A 22,567-nucleotide genomic window follows, 5' to 3' on the forward strand; every position below is an offset into this window, starting at 1 on the left:
CCCCCTAGCTTCTCATGGCCCGCTATTCGCCCATGCGCTGGGAGATGACGGTGGTGACGCCGTCTCCCCTCATCGTCACGCCGTACAGGGCGTCCGCGACCTCCATGGTGCGTTTCTGGTGCGTGATGACGATCAGCTGGCTGGACTCGCGAAGTTCTTCGAAGATGGTGATCAGACGCCCCAAATTCATGTCGTCAAGGGCCGCTTCCACCTCATCCATCACGTAGAAGGGCGAGGGGCGGGCCTTGAAGATCGCCACCAGCAGCGCCACCGCGGTCAGCGACCGCTCGCCTCCGGACAGCAGCGACAACCGCTTGATCTTCTTACCGGCAGGCCGGGCCTCCACCTCGATGCCGGTGGTGAGCATGTCCTCCGGGTCGGTCAGCACCAGACGGCCCTCACCGCCGGGAAAAAGCCGCCCGAAGACGTGAACGAACTGCTCGGAGGTGTCCGCGAAGGCCTGGGTGAAGACTTCCTGGACGCGCGCGTCCACCTCTTTGATGATGTCCAGGAGATCCTTCCGGCTGGACTTCAGATCCTCCAGCTGGGTGTTGAGGAATTGGTGCCTCTCCTCGAGAGCCGCGAACTCCTCCAAGGCGAGAGGGTTGATCTTGCCCAGTGAAGAAAGGTCCCGCTCGGCTCTCTTGAGACGTTTCTCCTGCTCGGCGCGGACGAAGGGAACACCTACGGGCACCGGGTTACCCTCCTCATCCACCTCCTGGCGCAGCTCGGCCCACTTGTCCTGCGCAGCGTCCGCCATGGGCACGGGCAGATGCGGACCGAACTCGGCCAGCAGCTGTTCCGGTCCGATCCCCAGCTCATCGATCGATCGCTGTTCCACGGCCTCGATCCGGGCACGCTGCTGTGTCAGAGCCAGCTGATCACGGTGCGCCGAACCGGTCAGTTCAGCCAGCTCCCGGCTCAGCGTCTCGTTTCCGGCGCGCAGTCCCGTCAGCAAGGCGTCGTACTTGCCGCCGTCCTCCTCGACCCGGGCCAGCTCCGAAGCCGCCTGGTCCACCGAACGGTCGGCCAGCAGCGCGGCTTGCCGTGCAGCCTCCGCCACGGCACAAGCACGTGCGGCCTGGCGTCGCCGCCGTTCGGCCCGCGCGGCGGCCTCCTGCTGGGCCCTCCGCTCGCTCACTGCCGCACGTTCGAGTCCAGCAGCCCGCCGTTCACCATTGGACTGCTGCTCCTCGGCCGTCCGCAGGGCGAGCCGTGCGTCCACTTCCATTGCCCGCACCTCGCGGGCGCGCAGCTCAAGTTCCTCTCGCCTGTCCTGGATCGCAGCGCCGCCCTGCTCCTCCGTCGCCTCGCGCTGGGCTTCGGCCAGGCGGGACGCGAGGTCCTCCAGGCCCGCGCTCTCGCGATGCAAGGACTCCTGCCCCTTTGCCTTGCCGTCCTGAAGACGCTGGGCCTCGGCCGCGATGGATCGCAGCTGACCCTTCAGACCACCGAGCTTCTCTGCCGCCGCCGCCAGCGCAGCGTCTGATTCGTGCAGCCGGTCCAAGGCGGCGTCCGCACGTTCCTGCGCCTGGGCCAGTTCCTCGGCCAGGCTCTTCCGGGCGAAGCGGAGCCTTTCGGTGTCCGCGGTGGCCCGGGAAAGGGCGGCCCCGGTCTCATCGAGTGCGGTCTGGGTTTCCAGCAGGGAGCCGCTCGACGGCGATCCGCCACTGGCCGCATGCCCGGAGAGGACGTCGCCGTCCCGCGTGACCACCGTCGCTTCGGGCTGCTCGCTGAGCGTTTGCCGAGCCTGCTCAAGACTTTCCGTGATGAGCACGCCCTCCAGGAGGCGGAGCACCGCCGTGGCGCCGGGTCCCTGAGGCACCACGACGTCGTGCGCGGACAGTACCGATCCCCCGGCGCCTGGCACCTCAGTCTCAGCTGCCGACGGCTGTTCCGCGGTGCTGCCGATCAGCACGTGCGCCCGTCCGCCGTCGTCGTCCTTGAGGCGTCCGAGCGCCTCCGCGGCGCCGTGCAGCCCGTCCGCGACAAGCGCCTCGGCATACGGGCCGAGAGCCGCGGCGATGGCGGTCTCATGACCGGGCGTGACCCGCACCGCGCCGGCGATGCTGCCGAGAATGCCGGGGTGCTCCGCCAGCAGCGCACTTCCGTCGCGAGGCGCACTGGCCTGTTTCAGAGCCTCGAGGCGCGCGCCCAGGGCGGCCACGCGGTGTTCGGCTTCGCGCTGCTGTCCGGCCAGTTCCTCGTCCTTGGCCTCCAGATGTTCGAGGACGGCGGCGGCTTCCTCGTACTCACTGTCCAGGTCCTGCTCACCGGACTCGCTGTGCGCCAGTTCGGCCTCCTGCGCAGCGAATTCGGCCTCAACGGCCGCCCGGCGGCGTTCGCACTCCAGCAACGACTCATGCAGCCGTCCCAGTTCCTCCTCGACCGACTCGACCCGGGACCTCGCCGCCCCGACCTTGCCGCTGAGGGTCGCGAGCGATTCGCGCCGGTCAGCCGCGGTCCGCAACGCCGCCGTGACCCGGGCGTCCTCCGCCCTTGCCAATGCCTCAGCTTCGGCGCGCTGTGTGACGACGACGTCGAGCGCCTCCTTCAGCTGCGCGACGTCCTCACCCAGCCGCGCGGCTTCGGCCCGGGCACGCTGGGCCTGCTGTTCCATCTGCTCGGCATCCCCGGGACGTGCCGCCGGCTCGGCGCTGCCCAGCAGACGGTGCCGCTCGGTGGCGAGCTGTCCGAGTCCCCGCAAACGCTCGCGAGCGGTGGTCAGCTGATGCCAGGTCCCGCGAGCCTGAATGATCCTGGGAGCCATGGCCGCCGCAGACTGCTCCGCCAGGGCCTGTTGTTCCCGGCCCGTGGCCAGATCCGTCTCGATCACCGCGATGCGTTCCTGGAGCGTCCGCTCCCGGGCCGCGTCCGATTCCAGTTCGGCGGTGAGCCGGACCAGGTCATCGGCGAGGAGGCGCGCCTTCGCATCGCGCAGCTCGCTCTGCACCGTCTGTGCGCGGCGTGCGACGGCGGCCTGCCGCCCGAGCGGGCCCAGCTGACGGCGCAATTCCGCCGAGAGGTCGCTCAGACGCTGAAGATTCCCCTGCATGGCGTCGAGCTTGCGGAGAGTCCGTTCCTTGCGCCGCCGGTGCTTGAGGATTCCGGCGGCTTCCTCGATGAAGCCCCGGCGGTCCTCGGGGGTGGCGTGCAGGATGCGGTCCAGCTGGCCCTGCCCGACGATCACGTGCATCTCACGGCCCAGGCCCGAATCGGAGAGCAGCTCCTGGATGTCCAGGAGGCGGCAGCTGCTGCCGTTGATGGCGTATTCGCTGCCCCCGGTGCGGAAGAGAGTCCGGGAGATGGTGACTTCGCTGTAGTCGATGGGGAGGGCGCCGTCGGCGTTGTCGATGGTCAGGGAGACATGGGCCCGGCCCAGTGGAGGCCGTCCCGCGGTCCCCGCGAAGATCACGTCCTCCATCTTGCCGCCGCGCAGGGTCTTCGCCCCTTGCTCCCCCATCACCCAGGCAAGGGCGTCCACCACATTGGACTTGCCGCTGCCGTTCGGTCCCACGATCGCGGTGACGCCGGGCTCGAAGGTGAAACTCGTGGCCGAGGCGAAGGACTTGAAGCCGCGGATGGTGAGGTTCTTCAGGTGCACGGTGGTGGGGACTCTCTAGGGCCGGTACAGGACGGGTTGGAGGAATACGCGTCCCTCAAGACTATCCCGGGATGGCGGGGTTCCTGAGGGTGGCGCGGCGGCGCAGGCGTCGGATCGATGCTGCGAGTGCGGTCCAGGTAGGCGCTGCAGGTGCACCCTTCGCTGGGGACTCCCCACGGACGGCATTCGCGACGAACTGGATTCGTTCATGAACCGACCGCGGAGGAGACTGACCACGAGGGAGAAGGAGCCCGGAACCGACTGGAGCGGTGCGAAGAATGCCTTCGGAAACTTCGCCCCTGGGCTGGCCCACTACACACGGACCGGGTCCTGTTCGATGAGGTCTGGGAACGCGAGGATCTGTCCGCGCGGGATCGTAGTCTGATCGCAGTCGCAGCCCTGACGGCCCCGGGCAAGATGGACCAGCTGAAGGTCCATCTGGGGTTCACCCGTTAGAACGGCGTCACCGATGAGGAACTGAAGGAGACCCTGCTGCATCTGTCGTTTTACGCTGGTTGGCCCAACGGCATGGGGCAACCTGCGTGCTGAAGTCCATCATCGACGGTGCCTGACGCCGGTGACCGCCGTCCGACTCAGCGGAGCCAACCGCCGGTTCCCGATCATCGGGGACCCCGTCGCGCACATGCGGGCCCCGGAGTGGCTGCCCCGGACGTTCGCACGACGCCGTGATGGCTGAAGGTGACGCTGATTAGGCATGACGTCACACAACGCCAACGACCGCCCAATGTCGAATTATTGTCAGTGGCACTTCGCAGACTTTGTGCCACCAGCATTCGAAACCTCAACGAAACGAAAGTGATGGTACACGATGCGCGTGACACAGCTATTGGTGCGCTTCTACAAGTCATTCAACTTCGACTACGAGTTAAAAGCACTACCGAACGCCAAGCAGTTGCCATGGCAGCTAACCCAGGATGGTTGGATGCCACACGTGCGCATTCCTCTTGAGCCCGACATCACAGCTGTCGTCGGAGCCAACGAATCAGGTAAGACGCATCTCCTTGACGCGATCAAAATCGTACTCACGGGAGACGGCCTACGCCAGAGAGATTTCTGTCGGTCTTCCACGCTCTTCTCCGTCGAACACGGTTCTCGTCTTTACCCCGAGGTCGGAGCAATACTCACCCCCGATCTCGAAGAGACGGAAATGATCAACGCACATGGGATCCCGCGTCTTAAGAACGGTGACGTGCTGCTACTTCGTCCTACGCCAGGCGTCGTAGCTACAGTGGGGGCAGATGACGAACGTTTCGTCCTAAGTGATACTCAAGCTTCCGCGCTCCAGACGATTTTGCCGCACCCTCACGAACTCGATACGAACGTTGCGCTCCCTGATTCCGTGTCAATCTCAATGCTCGCTGGCAGGACAAACCCGCTGTCAGGACGGAGAAGGCGAACTGCTTTATTCGATCTGCTCGCTTCAACGACTTCAGCCGATGAGTTGGCACAACAGGCTTCAAGCTTGGCGCAGATAATTGCAAGTAACGACACCACTGACTCCAAGAAGTGGAAAGAGCAGCAGCTTGGGATCGATCTCCTCGTCAAGATTGCTCGAATCGAGCAGTCCAGCTTCCAAGAGTTGCAGGAGGCGATCGCTGAAGAGCGTGAGGGCCTCGTCAATGGTCTTATCCAGGAGATGAACAACTCGATCTCCCGCCATCTCAACGTATCTCGGTGGTGGAGTCAGGACCCAGAATTCCAACTCCGCGTCTCACCTCGCGAGCACGAGCTGGTCTTCACCATCCGCGATCGAACAGGTACGGACTACTCATTCGCGGAACGCAGCCGCGGTCTACAGTACTTTCTCAGCTACTACGTACAAATGCTCGCCCATGAACGCCCCGACGCGAAACCTGAAGTTCTCCTCATGGACGAGCCAGATGCCTACCTATCGGCGTCAGGCCAGCAGGATCTCCTTCGCGTGCTCGAGCACCACGCTCGCCCCGACGACTCCGATCGGGAGGATCAAGTCGTCTACGTTACCCACTCCCCTTTCCTCATCAACCGCAACGCCGGTCACCGCGTCCGCGTCGTTGACAAGGGATCTCGTGATGAAGGCACCCGGCATGTCAAAGACGCGACACGCAATCATTATGAGCCGTTGCGAACCTCGCTCGGCTCCTTCGTCGCCGAAACTGCATTCATCGGAGGCGACAACCTCTTCGTCGAAGGCATCTCTGACCAGGTGCTGCTAGCCGGAATGAACATGCGACTACTGCGCCACGGTGTTGCACCTAGCCAGTGCCTCGACCTGAACCAGGTGACGATCGTCCCAGGCGGTTCGAACATCCCCTACATGTTGTACCTTGCACGTGGCCGGGATCAGGTGAAGCCGGCTTGCGCTGTCCTCGTCGACGGAGATTCTGCCGGAGACACGGCGCGGAGACAGATTAGACGGAACGGGGCGCACGGCAAACCCACCGTAGCTGACGAGCTCGTCGTTCATCTTGGAGAATGGGCCGCCGGGGCTCCGCTGGAAGTAACCCCGGGGGTGGCCGTCCGCGAGCCGGAAGATCTCATACCAGCAGGCGTCGCCGTCCTCGCGGCGCGGCGGTATGCAAAGAACTTCCTCGGACACGACGACGTGACCGCATCCAAGCTCACCGAGAGCGACGTAACCGGCAAGTTAGCGACCAAGGAAGGAAGTCTATGGGATGCCCTTGCACAGACTTTCACCGACGTCTTCGCAACCGATATTGGGAAGGCGGGTTTTGCGAAGGAACTCCTCGCGTACTTGGCTGAGGCACCCGATGATCGGCGACCGGCAGGCGTTCCTGCGCTGGACAATAACTTTGGCCTGCTACTTCAGCGACTAGCAGAAACGTTGAACCGTGCGAAAGAGATGGAATTGGAGGGCAGACGTAATCAACGGCTTGATCGTACGCTCGACACCTTTGCCAAAGACTACCCGACAGGATCCACTAGAGATCGAGCAACTATTATGCTCAACCAGATCGACGCGGCTGCAGATTCGACTAGCGCTAGCGACGCGATCCGGGTCGGTACTGCGAGCATCCGACGCGACTTCAAGCTCGCCACAGACCCTCTCAAGAAGATCAATGACTACGCAGCCTTCTTGGAACGTTTGAACGGCCTACGCCACTTTGAACGGCTCAACAACCAAGGACTGATCTCAGGCTCCAGCGATTCGTAAGAAATCACGCGGTTTCTGCGATGGTTGTATCCCACTCCACGATATTGTTGCTCCATGACGGACGCACGACTCGACATGGCACTTCGACAACTCGGGCCGGAGGACTGGTCCGCTTTCGAAAAGTTCGCAGCTGAGTTTCTCGTCGTTGACTACCCGTCACTCCGAACCATGGCTTCCATGTCTGGAGACAGAGGTCGGGACGGGCAGCTCTATCAGCCGAACGAAGAGCAGACTACATTCATCCAGTATTCGGTCACCGAAAACTGGGCCGCGAAGATCACTGGGACGATTGCCACTCTCAAGAAGAACTTTGGTGGCACTTTCCGGCTGATCTACGCGACGAACCAAAAGGTCGGACCGAATGCTGACAATCTGGTAGCGGAGCAACGTAAAGTCGGCTTTGAAGTCGATGTGCGGGATCGATCTTGGTTTGTCGAACGGGCCCACACTCACGAACAGCGAACGGTTGCGAGTAACGATCTCGCTCGTCAGTTCGTCGATCCCCTTTTAGCCTCTGCCGGGCTCGCTCCCCGTGTAGCACGACCTCTTGGGCCAGCTGAGGCACGTGTCGCCCTAATCCATCTCGCTCTCGACAGCGTGGACCGCCGGGACAACCAGGGCATTACGCGTAGCGCGTTTGAAGCACTCGTTCGTTCCGTCATGCACGATACGAATGCCGGTTTAACGATGACTGTCGACGAAATCATCACACAGACCGTGGCACTGGTTCCCGCTGGTGATCCTGCCCAGGTCGAGGCACAGGTGCGGAGTGCCCTGGCCCGTCTATCGAAGAAGGGCCCGATAAAGCAGATGCGCGGAACAGACGAGTATCGTCTGTCCTTTCAGGAACAGGAGCGCGTCCGCAACCAGTCTGCGGCAGTGCTGACGTCAGAACAAGATCTTCTTGACGAATTAAGAGCAAGAATCAGCGTGCTAGATGGTATCGATGAATCACGAGCCATCGCGGCAGCGTCCGATTTGCGTGTTGCCATGGACACTTGGTTGCTGCGCAGAGGAGAGGCATTTGCTTCAGCGGTGCTTACGGGTGAGGTCACAGATTTCGATCCCAGAACACTGGAGTCACTGCTCTCACCAGTTGAGGGTGGCCCCTCTGTCGATGCGCTGATTTCGATCGTCGGCGAGACTCTCGCGGCTCCGAGCGTAGCGACACGCACATACCTGAGCAATCTCGCGTCCGCTTATACCCTATTCTCGTTCCTCCGCCAAACTCCCGATGTTCAGAAGGCAATGCTCAACGTTTTCCAAGGTGGGAAGATCTGGCTCGACACCAACGTCTTGCTGCCTCTCCTTTCAGAACGCCTTGAGGAGAATGCGACCCAGCGATATTTCACCTCGTTGATTCAAGCGGCACGGGACGCTGGCGCTTCGCTATACGTCACGGATGGTGTCATCGAGGAACTGCTCAAGCATATCTCTAGGTCATTGAACTGCGCGCGCACGATCCCCACTTCTTGGGAAGGTGCGGTTCCATACCTCTTTGGGATGTATGCCGCCAGTGGCCGGGGTAGAAGTCAGATGGTCGAGTGGCTCGAGACTTTCCGTGGCGAAACGTATCCCGAGGACGATCTCGCACTTTATCTCGAGGAAGAGCACGGTATCATCGGACAGGACCTTGGGGCCGTCGCAAACGAAGCCTCGCCTGAGCTTCGAGCAGCGGTGCAAGAGTTTTGGGTGCAGACCCATGAGGATCGCCGAAAACAATGGGGGCATGAGACCGATCAGACCCTTGTGTTGCGTCTCGCCAGCCACGACGTGACCAGTTCCATTGGCGTAACTCAACTCAGAGGGAAAACACCAGTTGGCCCTATGGGCTTCGAGCATTGGTGGCTTACTCTTGATCGGGCGGCCTTTCGACTGTCGTCGTGGCTGCGGGATCGGATCGGCGAAGAGGCCGCGCCTAAGTCTCCCGCCTTGAACCCCGACTTCCTTGTCGAACTTCTCCGGCTGCGGCAAGTTCGTTCGTCCGTCGAGCGTGAGTTGCAGGTCCCACTCCCCACCATGGCGAACTACCTACGATTCGCGGCGATTCCCATCAGTGTGGTCGAAGTCGCAGACAAGGAGCGAGCCGCTCTCATCGGCCTAGACGAACGCGTGATCCAACGGCGTGTGCGCCAAAAGGTTGATGAGATCCGTTGGGAACGCGGCACAGCTCTGATCGATTCCGTCTACGATCGATAGTTTTGCATTTCAGAATCGTTCGCATGCAAACAATTCCTCGAAAAATCCCTCCGTCATGATGAGTCCTGCGTAGCTGCGCACCACGCCAAGCGGCCGGGAGGCGCTGCCGCCGGCATCAGCGCCCCGCATTCAGCGTCTCCGCGGCGCAGGCTGGCACCTCGGGCAGAAGTACGAGGAGCGGTTCATGAACGACGCACGGCGGATCAGGGTCTCGCGGCCCTCCGCAGCACAGCGCAGGCACGGCTGCCCCTCCCGGCCGTAGGCGTTGAGTGAGCGGGAGAAGTACCCGGACGCCCCGTTGACGTTGACGTAGAGCGAATCGAAGCTCGTTCCGCCCGCGGAGAGTGCCCGCTCCATGACGTCCCGGGCCGCTTCCAGAAGCCGGAACGTCTCCGGGCGGCGCAAGGTGTCGGTGGCACGCTCGCCGTGCAGGCGTGCTGCCCAGAGAGCCTCGTCGGCATAGATGTTCCCGATGCCGGAGAGCAGATTCTGATCCAGGAGCGCACGTTTGAGGGTGCTGCGACGGCGACGCAACACCTGATGAACGGCTTCGGGGTCGAAGTGGGGGTCCAGCAGGTCACGGGCGATGCCGCTGACCTCCTGCGGAAGCAAGGGTGCTGTGGAGCCGAGACCGCCGGGGCGGCCGTCGAGCGTGGGGACCATGCCTGTGGCGGAAAGTCCGCCGAAGATGCGCTGGTCCACGAAGCGGAGCTCGCTGGGCATGCCGTCGCTGGCACTGAGCTGCAAACGCACCTTGAGGTGCTTCTCGTCCGGTGCCGCAGACTCCTCCATGAGGAGCTGTCCACTCATCCCGAGATGCGCCAGCAGCGCCGTGCCAGGATAGGGGCCGGGCTCATCCCCTGGCAGTTGACCTGGGACGTCGTCCAGGAGCATCCAGAGATACTTCCCACGCCGCACGGCGGCCTGAATACGGGCGCCGCGCAGCGTGGTGGAGAAGTGCGATGCATCGCCGGCATGCCGGCGGATGCTGCGAGGGTCCAGGACTTCGGCATGCTCGATCCTGCGGCCTACGGCCCAGCGTTCCAGACCGGAACGCACCACCTCGACTTCGGGCAGCTCCGGCATGGCTCAGGCCGGGGAACCCGGATTGAGCTTGCGCCAGGCGTCCCCCGCGGCCTCCTGCTCGGCTTCCTTCTTGGAATTGCCGTGGCCGGTGCCGTATGCGGTTCCGCCGATCACCAGGACCGCCTGGAACACGCGTGCATGGTCCGGACCCGAACCCGTGACGTCATAGACCACGGTGCCGAGCTGCTTGCCTGCGGCGTGCTCCTGGATGTAGGTCTTCCAGTCGGTCGCCGCGCCCAAGGCCTCGGCATCCGTCAGGAGAGGACCGACCAGACGCATGACCATCTCACGGGCCACCTCGATGCCGTGGCAGAGGTAACAGGCACCGATCAGCGCTTCCATGGTGTCGGCAAGGATCGATGCCTTGTCTTTACCGTTGGTGCGCTTCTCGCCTTGGCCCAGGTAGATGTGCTCGCCCACGTTCAGCTCACGTGCGACTCCTGCGAGGGCACGCGTGCTGACGACGGCGGAGCGCCGCTTGGCAAGATCGCCTTCCGGAAGATCCGGGTAGTCACGGTAGAGGGCTTCCGTGACGGAGTACCCCAGGATGGAGTCGCCCAGGAATTCCAGGCGCTCGTTCGTGGGGATACCACCGTTCTCATAGGCATAGGAACGGTGCGTGAGTGCAAGACGAAGCGTCTCGGCGTCAATAATGACGCCGAGACGCTTCAGCAGGTCTTCAGATGAAGCCAAATCGCAGCCTTAGGCCGGGATTAGACGTCAGCGACCTTGCGGCCCTTGTACTCCAGGAAGAGTTCGGTGCCGGCGGAATCGGTGACAACCTTGGCCTGGTGCGGCAGGCTGTAGGTGACACGGCCGTTTTCGACGGTCTTCACCAGGTTCGGGGCAGCAGCCTTCCACTGGGAGCGGCGGGCGCGGGTATTCGAGCGAGACATCTTCCGCTTGGGAACAGCCACGGCTAACTCTTTTCTCTCTCAGTCCATCTCTGAACTTGGGTCCAACACTGAATCAATCGGTTTTGCCGGTTTGGCCTTGCAAATCTGCGAGGGCAGCCCAGCGAGGGTCCAATACCTCGTGGTGGTGCCCCGGCTCATCGTCAAGGCGAATTCCGCATTCGGAACACAAGCCTTGGCAATCTTCCCGGCACACCGGCTGGAAGGGCAGCGCAGTGACCACCGCATCCCGCAACACCGGCTCAAGATCGATCTCATCGTGCTCGACTCGACGTTGCTCTTCATCGTCTCCTTCCGCCTCGGACACATGGTCCGGGTAGAAGAAAAGCTCTTGCACATCGACGCGCTGGTCATACGCAAGGGGATCCAGGCAACGGCCGCATTCGCCCTCGATGAGGACATCAGCGGTACCGGTTACCAGAATTCCTTCGTGTACGGACTCCAGCCTCAAATCCAGTTCCACGGGGGAACCTTCCTTGACACCGATGAGCGGCACACCAAGTTCGCTTGGTGCTGGCACTTGCTCTTCCAGGGTCCGCATACTGCCCGGGCTTCGCCCGAGATCCTTGACGTCCAGCGTCAGAGGTGTGCGGTGATCGCGTTTGATGAGAACTCCTGTAAGAACAAAGGACCGACGAACCATCTTAGCGTGACTTCCATGCAGGACTCAAACTGCAGGCGGAAACGGCGGCCCAACCGCAGTAGATCCTATCGTGTCAAGGCCTTCTCAGGCACCCGGCACGCCGCCCGTCAGCCGTTTCAGCACAGCACGTGGGACGAAGTCGGAGATCTCGCCGCCCAGAGAGTGGACCTCCTTGATGAGCGAGGAGGAGATATGGCTGAAACGGCCCTCCGCGGCGAGAAAGACCGTCTCCACCCCGGAGAGCTGACGGTTCATGGTCGCCATGGGCAGTTCATAGTCGAAATCGCTGGACGAACGAAGGCCCTTGACGATCGCGCTGGCCGCTCTGCGGTGACAGTAGTCGGCCAGCAGTCCCTCCCCCATGGGCTCGACGACGATCCCGCTGAGATAGCCGAGAGTCTCCCGTGCCATCTGCAGTCGCTCATCGAGAGAGAAGCGGTAACGCTTGGCGGGATTGGTGGAAATCGCCACCACCACCTCATCGAAGATGTTCGCGGCACGCGCGATCACCTCCAGGTGACCGTTGTGAATGGGGTCGAAGGACCCGGGGCAGACAGCACGACGCATGCCATGACGCTACCGCAGAGCGGCTCGGGATAGCATGACCGACAGAGGCGGACGGCGCGTCCTTCCCGGTGCGCCCCGTGAACGCCATGGTCCGTCTCATCACCTGGAATCGAGGCACTCACGTGACAGCACTCTCCTGGCTCCCGACGGCTCCTTGGCTGTCCGCCGCCCGAGGCGCCAACCTGGTCTCCGCTGACGGGACTCTGGGCACCACGATCTTCGAGGAGATGACCTCCCTCGCGGTCCGTCACGATGCCATCAATCTGGGCCAGGGCTTCCCCGACCAGGACGGGCCGGACGTCATCCGGGAACTCGCCCGGGAGGCCATCTCCCGGGGTGAGAACCAGTACGCGCCCGGCAAGGGCATCACGCCGCTCCGCGAGGCGATCGCCGAACATCAGGGCCGTTTCTACGGACTCGCAGTCGACCCGGCCGACGGCGTCGTCGTCACCACCGGGGCAACGGAGGCGATCGCTGCGGCCGTGCTCGCCTTCGTCGAACCAGGCGACGAGGTGGTGACCTTCGAGCCGTTCTACGACTCCTACGGCGCCATGATCGCCCTCGCCGGCGGCGTCCACCGCACCGTCCCTCTGCTGGCCCCTGATTTCCAGCCGGACCTGGACCGCCTGGAGGAGGCGTTCGGGCCCAGGACCCGCATGGTGCTGCTGAACAATCCTCACAATCCCTGCGGCAGCGTCTTCGGGGAGGAGGTGCTGGACCGCATCGTCGAACTGGCGGCCCGCCACAACGCCGTCATCGTCAGCGACGAGGTCTATGAGCACCTCACCTTCGACGTCCCCCACGTGCCGATCGCCACGCGGCCAGGCGCCTTCGAACGCACGCTGACGATCTCCTCGGCCGGCAAGACCTTCTCCTTCACGGGATGGAAGGTCGGCTGGCTGAGCGGCCCGGCCGAGCTGGTGACGGCTGCCCGGACAGTGAAGCAGTTCCTCAGCTACTCCTCGGGGACCCCCTTCCAGGGGGCCGTCGCCGCAGCCTTGAGGCTCAACGACGGCCAGTACCACGGATTCGCGGCCGAGCTCCAGCGCAAACGCGATCTGCTCTCCGAGGGGCTGAATGCTGCGGGCTTCACCGTGTACCGGCCCCAGGGCACCTACTTCGTCACCGTGGACGCGGCGCCCCTGGGCTTCGACGACGCCCTGATCCTGGCCCGCGAACTGCCCGAGCGCATCGGCGTGGCCGCCATCCCGCTCTCGGTCTTCTGCCACGAAGCCGGGGCGCGGAGCACGGCGAGCCTGCTCCGCTTCGCCTTCTGCAAGCAGGAGACAGTCCTTCAGGAGGCTGCGACGCGCCTGGGACAGCTGAGCGAAGCCCTGAACTCCGGTGCTCAGAACTCCGGAACTCTGAGCTCCGGAACTCAGGGCCCCTGCCACTCATGAGTTCCCGCTACCTTCGGGCCAGTGGTGTCCACGCCACCATCGAAGCCGATACTCTCGTGCCCGGTTCGGCCATCCTGTTCCTGGCCGATGCCGAGCAGTCTCATGTCAATCTGGCCGACCCGTCCCAGGTCTTCTACGAGTATCTCGCCCGGATGGCGCGGGTCACCGATCTACTGGCTCCCCGGGGAACGCCCATCACGGCCGCCCACCTCGGGGCCGGCGCGCTGACCCTTCCCCGGTACATCGCGCACACCCGTCCCGGATCGGTGCAGTGGGCCGTGGAACTGGAACGGGAACTGCCGGACTTCGTGCTGGCGGAACTCCCGCTGCCCCAGGGCGCCCGGCTGGAGATCGCACTGGGCGACGCAAGAGCCGAGTTCGCCGCGCTGGAACCCGGTGGAGACGGCGTGACGCGACGCTTCGACGTCGTCGTCCTGGATGTCTTCTCCGGACCGGAGGCGCCCGCCCATCTGGCCTCCGCCGACTTCTACCGCGAAGTGGCCGGGCGGCTGAATCCTGGAGGGGTGTTCCTGGTCAACGTCGGGGACGAACCGCCACTGACACTCATCCGCAGCCAGGGCAAAGCCCTCCTGGAGGTTTTCGGCGGAGTGGTGATGCTCTGTGAAAGCGGCATGCTGGAGGGCCGGTACCCGGGGAATGTGGTCTTCGCGGTCCGCGCGGAAGAATGGCCCACGGACTGGACCCAGGCCCTCCTGGCGGCCGGACCCCATCCCGCCACCGTCCTCGGCGGCATGGAACTCGAGGACTGGCTGAACTGACGCCTCACCCCGCGTTGAGGGGGTCAGGCCGGCTCGGCGAACCAGAGAACGGTCTCGCCGTACTTTTTCTCGGCGAACCGTTCCAGAGCGTCAGGCCAGGCGGGTTCGGGCGACCGGGAGCTGCGCTCCACCACGACGACGGCGCCCTCCGCCAGGTGCCCGGACAGGAGAGTCAGCACGTGTGCCAGATCGTCCTCGCCCAGCGGGTACGGCGGGTCCAGGAACACCAGATCCCAGGCGCCCACGGCCCGCTCCAGGTACGCAGTGACTTTGGACCGCTGCACCGAGATCCGGAGCCGAGGAGAAGCCTCGTTCAGAAGGGCGCCATTCTTCTGGCAGGCCGCCACCGCCTTGGCATCGAGATCCACCAGGGTCACCGAGGCCGCGCCACGGCTTCCGGCCTCCAGCCCCAAAGCCCCTGAACCGGCGAAGAGGTCCAGGACTTCGGAGCCCTCCAGCACGCCGTACGCCTCCAGACGGGAGAACAGCGCTTCCTTGACCCGGTCGGTGGTGGGCCGGGTTCCCGTACCCGGAACGGAGTTCAACGGCAGTCCCCCGGCCAGGCCGGCGATGATCCTGCTCATGCGATGTCTCCCCCACGGCTCTCAGCCACGCTCAAGGAAGGCCTCCTTCTCCGGATTCAGATAGTTTTCGATCGCCAGGCGCAGCGCCGGATGGCTGTCCAGGGCCGGATCCTCCGCCACGAGATCCTGAGCGTCGTCCCGCGCCTGAGCGATCACGTTCTCGTCCTGGATGACTCTCAAAAGCTTCAGAGTGGACCGGCCACCCGATTGCCTGGCGCCCAGGATATCGCCTTCACGCCGGAGCTTGAGGTCCTCCTGAGACAGGGCGAAGCCATCCGTCGTGGCGGCCACCGCAGCCAGCCGCTCGCGGCTCGGATGATCGGGCTCCAGCCGCGTGACCAGCAGACACGTTCCCGGCAGCCCGCCACGGCCCACCCGGCCGCGGAGCTGATGCAGCTGGGAGATGCCGAAACGGTCCGCATCCAGAATGATCATCAGGGTCGCGTTGGGCACGTCGACGCCGACCTCGATCACGGTCGTGGAGACGAGCACGCCGGTCTCGCCGGAGGCGAAGGACCCCATGGCCCGGCTCTTCTCCTCCGGACTCATCCGGCCGTGCAGAGCCTCGACCCGGATCCCGTCAAGCGAGGGAACGGTCCGCAGTTTCTCCAGCATGCCGACGACGCCGGCCAGTTGCTGCGCTCCCCGTTCGCCTCCGCCGTCGAGAGGCTCCCCGCCGTCGTCCGCGATGCCGTCGCCGTCCCCGTCCCCGATCTTCGGGCAGACGACATAGACCTGGTGCCCGGAGTCCACCTCTTCACGAGCGCGCTGCCACAGACGCGCCTCCCAGCTGGGGTGTTCCAGAAGGCCCACCGTATGTGTGACAATCGGTGCCCGGCCCGCCGGCAGTTCATCCAGGACGGAGGTCTCCAGGTCACCGAAGACCGTCATGGCGACGGTCCGCGGAATGGGCGTCGCCGTCATGACCAGCAGGTGCGGCGGAGCCTCCGCCTTGGCACGCAAGGCATCGCGCTGCTCGACGCCGAAGCGGTGCTGCTCGTCCACCACCACCAGCCCGAGGTCGAAGAAGGTCACGTTGTCGGCGAGCAGCGCGTGGGTGCCGATGACGATGTCGGCCTCGCCCGATGCGGCATCGAGCAGAGCCCGGCGGCGCGCCGCCGTCGGCAAGGATCCGGTCAGCAGGGCGACCCCCACCGAAGGTCCCGCCCCGGGGCCGAGAAGCCCGTCACGGGACAAGGCACCCAGCGTCCGGCGGATCGATTCGGCATGCTGAGCGGCCAGGACTTCCGTCGGGGCCAGGAGCGCCGCCTGCCCACCGGAGTCCACCACCTGAAGCATCGCCCGCAGGGCCACCAGGGTCTTGCCCGAGCCGACGTCGCCCTGCAGAAGGCGATTCATGGGATGCGAGGTCGCCAGGTCGCGGGACAGTTCCTCCCCGACCCTGCGCTGACCTGAGGTGAGCGTGAAGGGCAACGCGGCGTCGAAGGCCTGCAACGCGCCGTCCAGGGCACCGGGGCGGGCGGTGGCGATCTCCTGGGCGGTCTCGGTACGACGCCGGGCCAGCGCGGACTGCAGGACCAGTGCCTCCTGGTACCGGAACCGGCGTCGGGCCCGACGGTAGTCCTCCACGGCGGCCGGCTGGTGAATCATGCGATAGGCCTCCGCCAGGGAGGGGAAACGTTCACGGCGCAGGATCTCCTGCGGGATGGGATCGTCCCACCCCTCGGCACCCGCCTGATCCAGGACCACGCCCACGGCACGCTGAACCGTCCAGGAACTCAGCTTGGCAGTCGCCGGGTAGACGGGGATGGGCATCCTGGCCAGAGCCTCGGCATCCGCCTGAGTCGTCACCGCCTCATCGAGCAGGATGAAGTCCGGATTGGTGAGTGTCAGGCTTCCCGCATAGGAGCCCACCTTCCCGGAGAAGAGTGCGAGCACTCCGGGCTGCAGCTGCTGTTTGGCCTTGAATCCGTTGAAGAAACTGAGTTTCAGTGAGGAGAGCGCGGGGCCGAACTCGTCCTCGGAGTCGCTGATGACCACCTCGGTGATGCTGCCGCGACGGGCCCGCATGTTCCGGGTACTGCTGGAGAGCACCCTCCCCAGCAAGGTAACATCCTCGTCGAAAGGGAGCTCCTGGATGCTGCTGAGTTCTCCCCTGTCCAGGTAACGGCGGGGGAAATGATCCAGGAGTTCCTCGACGGTCCCGACGCCGGAGTTCTTCTCCAGGCTTCCCGCGATCCGCTTTCCGAGGATCACCTCCAGGCGGGTGTGCTGATCCACGCTCAGGCCCCCATGGGTTCCGGGTTCACGCCTCGCGAGGGGCCGCCAGCTCGGAGAGCGTGACGTTGGCCGGCTCGCCCAGGGCGTTCAGCAGTTCGAGGGCGGGCGCCGGGTCATCGATGTGCACGTGCACACGCCAGCGGTAGTTGAGTTCACCTTCCTGGACGTCCCCGTGCTGCGGCCCCGTGACGGCCTTGACGGGAGAGATGATGACGGACTCACCGATCTCGTCCAGCCGCTGCCGCAAAGTGGCGGCGTCCAGGGGTGAGAGTTCGATGGTGCACATGACCTCGTAGCCGTCGTCGGCGGGCATGTCTCCGTGGATGTGCGGGAACTCGCTCTGGTAGCCGTGCAGATCATCCCAGGAGTTCTCAGAGGCCGTGGTTCCCAGAACGGTCTCCCGCAGGCAGTCGAGGACCAGAAGGAAGCCGACCGCACCGGCGTCCACGACGCGGGCCTGGCGCAGCGGGCCGAGCTGCTCCTCGGTGCGGACGACGGCGTCGCGCACGGTCTCGACGATATGGGTCAGAGACTGCGCCAGGGCGTGGTTGCTGTCGTCACCGTTGAGTGATGAGTCGATCTCCTCGGCGGCATCCGCCGCTGCGGCCAGCGCGGAGAGCATCGTGCCCTCGACGGGCTCGCTCAGGGCGGACCAGCAGCGCATCCTCGCGCGGCGCAGACCGCTCGCGAGCAGTGGTGCACTGAGCCGGGACTGGCCCTGCACCGATTCTGCGAGAGCTGCCAGGAACACGGAGAGCAGGGTCCCGGAGTTGCCCCTCGCGTTCTCCATGGCGGCACCGGCGGCGTCCGTCAGCAGCGTTCCGACATCGGTTCCCGCCTCATACTCAGCGGAGTCCACGGCACGCGCGGCGGCCCGGAGCGTGAGGTAGAGGTTGGTGCCGGTGTCGCCGTCTGCCACCGGGAAGATGTTGATCGCGTTCAGGCGGTCACTGTGGTTACCCACGACCCGCTCGGCGGTGCACAGCCAGCGCTTCATTGCCTGCGCATTCGCGGCAATCTTATGCTGCCCCAAAGTGATCCCATCCTCGCGTCGCGTTCCATGCCGTGGGCCCGGGCCCGCCCCGCAGAACCGCATCGTGATCCTGCCCGGGAGCGGTGGGCACCACCGAGCCTATAACAGTGAAACTGTCCGGCACGGCAGTGCTTCCTGGGAAAGTGCTGAGGAGAGCGAAGTCCTCTCCCCCGGCCGCGGCCCATTCCAGGACAAGCTGTTCACGGCCCCCCTCATCCTTCCTCAGCAGATCGGCGGCGGCCCGGAGCGGCCGGGTGAAAGAGGCCAGTCTGTCCCGGTCCAGTTCCAGCGTGCAGCCGCTTGCGCGGGCCAGCCTCGCCGCATCCTTCAGCAGGCCGTCGGAGAGGTCCATCATGGCGTTCGCCCCCGCGTCCAGGGCCGCTGGACCGGCCGCGAGCGGCGGAACGGGCCGGCACTGAGAACCCACCAGGGCCAGTTCGGCTGGTCCCAGCGAACCGTGCGGCACGTCGCTTTCCAGGAGCGCGAATCCGGCCGCGGCCCGACCCGGGGAACCGGCCACGGCCACCACATCGCCGGGCTGCGCACCGGAACGCAGCACCGGATTCCTCCCGCCCAGATCACCGAGCACCGTGGCGGTCACCGAGATCTCCCGCCCGCGGCCGAGGTCTCCGCCTGCGACAGCGACGTCGGCCCCGAAGGCGTGGACGGCGTCGCGCACTCCGCGCGCGAAATCCTCCACCCAGGCCACCAGAGTGTCCGGTGGCAATGTCAGGCTGATGAACAAGGTGTGCGGCACCGCACCCATCGCATTGATGTCGCTGAGGTTCTGAGCCGCGCATTTCCAGCCGACGTCGCGACCGGTGCTCGCATAGCCGCTGTTCCAGGCGAGCCGGAAGTCCTGGTCCTGGGTCTGGGTGTCGATCGAGATCACCGCACGTCCGTCGGGAACGGCGACCAGCGCCGCATCGTCCCCGGGGCCCAGGATCGTGGACCGTCCTTGCGGCAGCAACGGGAAGATCCGTGCCAGGAGACCGGATTCCCCTGCCGCCGCGACGGTGAGTTCATGCATCGACATAAGGAAAACGGTATCCGGTTCGCGAGTGATCTTGAGGCCCGGATATCGGTTCACCGTCCGGAACGCCCCCGGATCCGACACTCTATGGTTGTGACTGTGGGATTCAGGATGAAAACAGTGGCGCTGCGAGTGGCCGCCGCGGCTCTCACGGTTCTGCTCCTGTGGCTGTTCGTCTGCGTCAATCTCTTCTGCTTTCCGGTGCAGCGGGCGACCCCGGCCCGGGTGGACGCCGTCGTCGTCCTGGGAGGATCGTCGTCCGAGCGGCTCCCCGCCGCGCTGGAACTCCTCAGGACCCTGCCCGGCCATCCCGTGCTGGTGCTGTCCACGACGGACACGCCCGGGAACGCCTCGGTCGACAGTCTGTGCCGCGATCCGGAGTCCGCGGGGCTGGACGCGACGTTGCTCTGCTTCCACCCGGCCCCTCTGAACACTCGCGGGGAGGCACAGGCGGTGCGCGATCTCGTGGCTGCTCAGAGGTGGGACTCCGTGGCGGTGCTCACCTCCGACTACCATCTGCCCCGGGCCGGCGAGCTCATGAAACAGTGCGTACCGGTGCCGGTGCGGATGGTTGCGAGCGAACCCGCACTGGATGCCTGGCAGTGGCTTCGCCGCTTCAGCATCGAGACCGGAGGCCTGCTGGATGTCACCCTGAACCCTGAGTGCGATCGCAAGGATCCCACTCCGGAAGCGGTCCATGGCGGGGATAGAATCGTGCCCGGCTCGAACCCTGGAGGATGGACATGAGTGAAACAGAACCGAATCGACATGCCGTCACCCCAGGACGTGAAGCCGCCGCCCGGCATCTTCGCCCCGCGTCCCTGAACCGCGGTTCCATGGATCGCGGTTCCACGGACCACGCCGCAGAGTCCGGCACCGCCGGCGTCCCGCCACAGCCGGCCTCGCTGCAGATGGCTTCGGCGCGCGGTGCAACGATCAGCAGGAAGGGTCAGCACAAGGTCGCTCTGGCAGCGTTCGCCTTCTCGGCAGCGATGCCGGTCGCGCTCGGCACTTCTCTCGTTCTCTGGGGTTGAGTCCGTTCCAGGGCTAAGACTCCCGGGCCCGGTCCCGCGAAGCTGAACACACCCCGTGCAAGTCTTCAATATGGGCTATTATTTCTTCGAGATGTCCGACATTTGCATGAACGTTCTCTTGAAATCCGCCGTGCTGCACCAGGGGCAAGCCATGGAAGTGGCTGTGCCGCACCGCAGGTAAACACCCCTCCCCGGGGGCATCACATCACCACACTCAGCTGGAGGCACTCAGCAATGACAGTCCAGGCCGTTATCCTCGCCGCAGGAATGGGAACCCGGTTGGCCAGGCCGCACCCGAAGTCGATGACCACGCTCAGCAATGGCACGACGATCCTGCACCAGCAGTTCAACAACCTCAGGCTCGCGTTCGGCCGGAAGCTCCGGCTCACCGTGGTGGTGGGGTTCAAGCTCGAACAGATCTTGGAGCACATCCCGGACGCATCCTTCGTCTACAACGAGAACTTCGATCAGACGAACACCTCCAAGAGCCTCCTGAAGGCGCTGCGAAACTCCGGGCGGGGTGGGGTGCTCTGGATGAACGGCGACGTCGTCTTCGATCCGGCCATCCTGGAGCGGCTGCGCCCACTCATCAAAGAGGACCGCTCCTTCATCGCTGTCGACGTCTCATCGGTGTCCGATGAGGAGGTCAAGTACACGGTCGACGACGGCGGGTTCATCAACGCGCTGTCCAAGCAGGTCCCGCAGGCGGAGGCCTTGGGGGAAGCCGTGGGGATCAACTACGTGTCCCGGAAGGACAAGAAGAAGCTGATCAAGCGCCTCCACGCGGTGGCCGAGCAGGACTACTTCGAACGCGGCGTGGAGCTGACGATCGGGAAGGACGGTCTTCAGTGGCTTCCCGTGGACATCAGCAGCTTCTATGCCGTGGAAGTGGACTTCCCGGAAGACCTGGAACGTGCCAACGCGTCCGTGCAGGAGCACGGAGCCGGCACAGACCTTTCCTAGTCATGTCACGGACAGTCGCTGCCGCGCCGTCTCCGGAGAATGACTCGTGATCGATTCGGACATCGCCGTCGTCATGGGAACCCGGCCGGAGATGATCAAACTTTCGCATATCGTTGCCGAGCTGGGTCAACGTGCGCGGCTGATTCACACCGGACAGCACTTCGATGACGAACTCTCCGGCCAGATTCAGGGGTTCCTCGGTCTGCCCGATCCCGATGTCACCTTGGAGGGTGTCGGAGGCAAGGATCGCAGCACGCAGATCTCGACGACCATGATCGCATTGGCGCGGGAGTTCGAGCGCAACCGCCCGGCCGCCGTGATCGTTCAGGGCGATACGAACAGCGTGTCGGCCGGCGCCCAGGCCGCCAACTACTCGGGGGTGCCGGTCATCCACGTCGAGGCGGGGCTGCGGTCCTACGACCGCGCCATGCCGGAAGAGATCAACCGCCTGGTGGCGGGCGCGCTCTCCGATGTGCACTGCGCCGCGACCGACAACAACCGCCGGAACCTCCTGAGTGAAGGCGTCGTTCCCCGAGCCATCGCACTGACGGGCAACACCATTGTGGAGGCCGTGAGGACCTCGCGGGCTTTCGCCCTGAGTCTGACGGACCGTATGAGCCGCCACGCCGCACCGTGGATGAAGCGCAGCGACTTCATCCTGGCCACGATCCACCGGCCGGAGAACACCGATGACAGGGAGGCCTTGGGCCGCATTCTGCAGGGCCTGGCGAACGCCCAGTCACCCGTGCTGTTCGTCGCGCACCCGAGGACCAGGGCCGCCATCAAGGCGTTCGGCCTCGAAAAGCTCGCCTCGCGTCTCACGATCATCGATTCGGTGGCACATCACGAGTTCCTCGCTCTTGCGGATGCCGCAGCCCTTCTGGTCTCCGATTCCGGTGGACTGCAGGAGGAATGCACGGTCTTGAAGAAGCCGTTGCTGGTGGTCCGGCGCAGTACCGAGCGTCCTGAGTCCATCGCTGCCGGCTTCGCCCGGTTGATCACACCGGAACTGGACCTCGCGGCCGCTGTGAACACCGTCCTGACCACAGATCTCGCGCCAGAGCTGGCTGAGCGTCCCTCTCCCTACGGGGATGGCCAGGCCAGCGCACGCATCGCGCTCATCGCCACACTGATCGCCGACGGCGCTCCGGTCCCTGACGCCGTCGCCGAGACCGGCCGACGGCTCCCCCTGCAGGGGTGACCGCCAGCCGCGTCAGTCTCATCTCAGGTCAGCGCTTAACGTCAAGCACGAAATCAACACTTTCGTTGCGCATTACATCGCATCGTGTCCAGCTCCGTGGCCTTGTCACGG

General features: G+C 64.7%; 18 protein-coding genes and 1 pseudogene. 9 read left to right on the forward strand and 10 right to left on the reverse strand.

Annotated elements, in window-relative coordinates; translation table 11 throughout:
- Positions 1-22: 22 nt before the first annotated feature.
- Positions 23-3,604 carry a chromosome segregation protein SMC gene (smc, locus tag ACIPXZ_RS04765; RefSeq protein ID WP_400590981.1) on the reverse strand — a complete coding sequence of 1,194 codons (3,582 nt, stop codon included), beginning with the start codon at positions 3,602-3,604 and terminating at the stop codon, positions 23-25.
- A gap of 150 nt (positions 3,605-3,754) precedes the next feature.
- Here smc and ACIPXZ_RS04770 point away from each other — a divergent pair.
- The 3 genes and pseudogenes from ACIPXZ_RS04770 to ACIPXZ_RS04780 all read left to right on the forward strand — a co-directional run bounded on the left by ACIPXZ_RS04770 (position 3,755) and on the right by ACIPXZ_RS04780 (position 8,978).
- A pseudogene (locus tag ACIPXZ_RS04770) lies at positions 3,755-4,153 on the forward strand (carboxymuconolactone decarboxylase family protein).
- Between the two features lie 286 nt (positions 4,154-4,439).
- Positions 4,440-6,779, forward strand: coding sequence for an AAA family ATPase (locus tag ACIPXZ_RS04775; protein ID WP_400590982.1), 2,340 nt, complete (start codon positions 4,440-4,442; stop codon positions 6,777-6,779).
- A 54-nt stretch (positions 6,780-6,833) separates the two neighbouring features.
- Positions 6,834-8,978 (forward strand): hypothetical protein, encoded by a 2,145-nt coding sequence (locus ACIPXZ_RS04780; protein WP_400590983.1) that lies wholly within the window; start codon positions 6,834-6,836, stop codon positions 8,976-8,978.
- Between the two features lie 129 nt (positions 8,979-9,107).
- Here the strand turns inward: ACIPXZ_RS04780 and mutM are convergent, their stop codons facing one another.
- From mutM to coaD, 5 genes are all read right to left on the reverse strand, one after another.
- Positions 9,108-10,064 (reverse strand): bifunctional DNA-formamidopyrimidine glycosylase/DNA-(apurinic or apyrimidinic site) lyase, encoded by a 957-nt coding sequence (gene mutM, locus ACIPXZ_RS04785; protein ID WP_400590984.1) that lies wholly within the window; start codon positions 10,062-10,064, stop codon positions 9,108-9,110.
- 3 nt (positions 10,065-10,067) lie between these two features.
- A complete protein-coding gene (rnc, locus tag ACIPXZ_RS04790; RefSeq protein ID WP_400590985.1) occupies positions 10,068-10,757 on the reverse strand; it encodes a ribonuclease III in 690 nt (229 codons plus the stop codon).
- Between the two features lie 20 nt (positions 10,758-10,777).
- A complete protein-coding gene (gene rpmF, locus ACIPXZ_RS04795) occupies positions 10,778-10,981 on the reverse strand; it encodes a 50S ribosomal protein L32 (RefSeq protein WP_066210751.1) in 204 nt (67 codons plus the stop codon).
- 52 nt (positions 10,982-11,033) lie between these two features.
- Positions 11,034-11,561: a YceD family protein gene (locus ACIPXZ_RS04800; RefSeq protein WP_400591098.1), complete on the reverse strand. Its 528-nt coding sequence runs from the start codon at positions 11,559-11,561 to the stop codon at positions 11,034-11,036.
- Positions 11,562-11,705: 144 nt separating this feature from the next.
- Entirely contained in the window at positions 11,706-12,188 is a 483-nt protein-coding gene (gene coaD, locus ACIPXZ_RS04805) for a pantetheine-phosphate adenylyltransferase (RefSeq protein ID WP_400590986.1), read from the reverse strand.
- Positions 12,189-12,310: 122 nt separating this feature from the next.
- On the opposite strand from coaD, the gene ACIPXZ_RS04810 reads away from it, so the two are divergent.
- Positions 12,311-13,588: an aminotransferase class I/II-fold pyridoxal phosphate-dependent enzyme gene (locus tag ACIPXZ_RS04810; protein ID WP_400590987.1), complete on the forward strand. Its 1,278-nt coding sequence runs from the start codon at positions 12,311-12,313 to the stop codon at positions 13,586-13,588.
- Entirely contained in the window at positions 13,585-14,367 is a 783-nt protein-coding gene (locus tag ACIPXZ_RS04815) for a spermidine synthase (RefSeq protein ID WP_400590988.1), read from the forward strand. The genes ACIPXZ_RS04810 and ACIPXZ_RS04815 overlap by 4 nt, the downstream gene beginning before the upstream one ends.
- Before the next feature lie 23 nt (positions 14,368-14,390).
- Here the strand turns inward: ACIPXZ_RS04815 and rsmD are convergent, their stop codons facing one another.
- The 4 genes from rsmD to thiL are packed head-to-tail and all read right to left on the reverse strand — an operon-like array spanning position 14,391 to position 19,255.
- Positions 14,391-14,951: a 16S rRNA (guanine(966)-N(2))-methyltransferase RsmD gene (gene rsmD, locus ACIPXZ_RS04820; protein WP_400590989.1), complete on the reverse strand. Its 561-nt coding sequence runs from the start codon at positions 14,949-14,951 to the stop codon at positions 14,391-14,393.
- 21 nt (positions 14,952-14,972) lie between these two features.
- Positions 14,973-17,198 carry an ATP-dependent DNA helicase RecG gene (locus ACIPXZ_RS04825; protein ID WP_400591100.1) on the reverse strand — a complete coding sequence of 742 codons (2,226 nt, stop codon included), beginning with the start codon at positions 17,196-17,198 and terminating at the stop codon, positions 14,973-14,975.
- A gap of 19 nt (positions 17,199-17,217) precedes the next feature.
- Positions 17,218-18,189 carry a DAK2 domain-containing protein gene (locus ACIPXZ_RS04830; RefSeq protein WP_400590990.1) on the reverse strand — a complete coding sequence of 324 codons (972 nt, stop codon included), beginning with the start codon at positions 18,187-18,189 and terminating at the stop codon, positions 17,218-17,220.
- Positions 18,190-18,211: 22 nt separating this feature from the next.
- Positions 18,212-19,255, reverse strand: coding sequence for a thiamine-phosphate kinase (gene thiL, locus ACIPXZ_RS04835; protein WP_400590991.1), 1,044 nt, complete (start codon positions 19,253-19,255; stop codon positions 18,212-18,214).
- A 114-nt stretch (positions 19,256-19,369) separates the two neighbouring features.
- Between thiL and ACIPXZ_RS04840 the strand changes: the two genes are divergently transcribed.
- The 4 genes from ACIPXZ_RS04840 to wecB all read left to right on the forward strand — a co-directional run bounded on the left by ACIPXZ_RS04840 (position 19,370) and on the right by wecB (position 22,456).
- Positions 19,370-20,005: a YdcF family protein gene (locus ACIPXZ_RS04840; RefSeq protein ID WP_400590992.1), complete on the forward strand. Its 636-nt coding sequence runs from the start codon at positions 19,370-19,372 to the stop codon at positions 20,003-20,005.
- Entirely contained in the window at positions 20,002-20,292 is a 291-nt protein-coding gene (locus ACIPXZ_RS04845; RefSeq protein WP_400590993.1) for a hypothetical protein, read from the forward strand. The genes ACIPXZ_RS04840 and ACIPXZ_RS04845 overlap by 4 nt, the downstream gene beginning before the upstream one ends.
- Positions 20,293-20,526: 234 nt before the next feature.
- On the forward strand, positions 20,527-21,255 hold the full coding sequence (locus tag ACIPXZ_RS04850; RefSeq protein WP_400590994.1) for an NTP transferase domain-containing protein: 729 nt from the start codon (positions 20,527-20,529) through the stop codon (positions 21,253-21,255).
- Between the two features lie 46 nt (positions 21,256-21,301).
- Positions 21,302-22,456, forward strand: coding sequence for a non-hydrolyzing UDP-N-acetylglucosamine 2-epimerase (wecB, locus tag ACIPXZ_RS04855; RefSeq protein WP_400590995.1), 1,155 nt, complete (start codon positions 21,302-21,304; stop codon positions 22,454-22,456).
- Positions 22,457-22,567 lie beyond the last annotated feature (111 nt).

Origin of the sequence: Arthrobacter sp. NPDC090010 (assembly GCF_044748305.1) — a bacterium.
GTDB lineage: Bacteria > Actinomycetota > Actinomycetes > Actinomycetales > Micrococcaceae > Arthrobacter_E.

What these genes read in the sequence shown, in the direction of transcription:
- ACIPXZ_RS04780 (WP_400590983.1), top strand. Translation starts at nt 6,834, where the DNA reads ATGACGGACGCACGACTCGACATGGCACTTCGACAACTCGGGCCGGAG.
- mutM (WP_400590984.1), bottom strand. Translation starts at nt 10,064, where the DNA reads ATGCCGGAGCTGCCCGAAGTCGAGGTGGTGCGTTCCGGTCTGGAACGC.
- coaD (WP_400590986.1), bottom strand. Translation starts at nt 12,188, where the DNA reads ATGCGTCGTGCTGTCTGCCCCGGGTCCTTCGACCCCATTCACAACGGT.
- ACIPXZ_RS04815 (WP_400590988.1), top strand. Translation starts at nt 13,585, where the DNA reads ATGAGTTCCCGCTACCTTCGGGCCAGTGGTGTCCACGCCACCATCGAA.
- rsmD (WP_400590989.1), bottom strand. Translation starts at nt 14,951, where the DNA reads ATGAGCAGGATCATCGCCGGCCTGGCCGGGGGACTGCCGTTGAACTCC.
- ACIPXZ_RS04830 (WP_400590990.1), bottom strand. Translation starts at nt 18,189, where the DNA reads ATGAAGCGCTGGCTGTGCACCGCCGAGCGGGTCGTGGGTAACCACAGT.
- thiL (WP_400590991.1), bottom strand. Translation starts at nt 19,255, where the DNA reads ATGCATGAACTCACCGTCGCGGCGGCAGGGGAATCCGGTCTCCTGGCA.
- ACIPXZ_RS04840 (WP_400590992.1), top strand. Translation starts at nt 19,370, where the DNA reads ATGAAAACAGTGGCGCTGCGAGTGGCCGCCGCGGCTCTCACGGTTCTG.
- ACIPXZ_RS04845 (WP_400590993.1), top strand. Translation starts at nt 20,002, where the DNA reads ATGAGTGAAACAGAACCGAATCGACATGCCGTCACCCCAGGACGTGAA.
- ACIPXZ_RS04850 (WP_400590994.1), top strand. Translation starts at nt 20,527, where the DNA reads ATGACAGTCCAGGCCGTTATCCTCGCCGCAGGAATGGGAACCCGGTTG.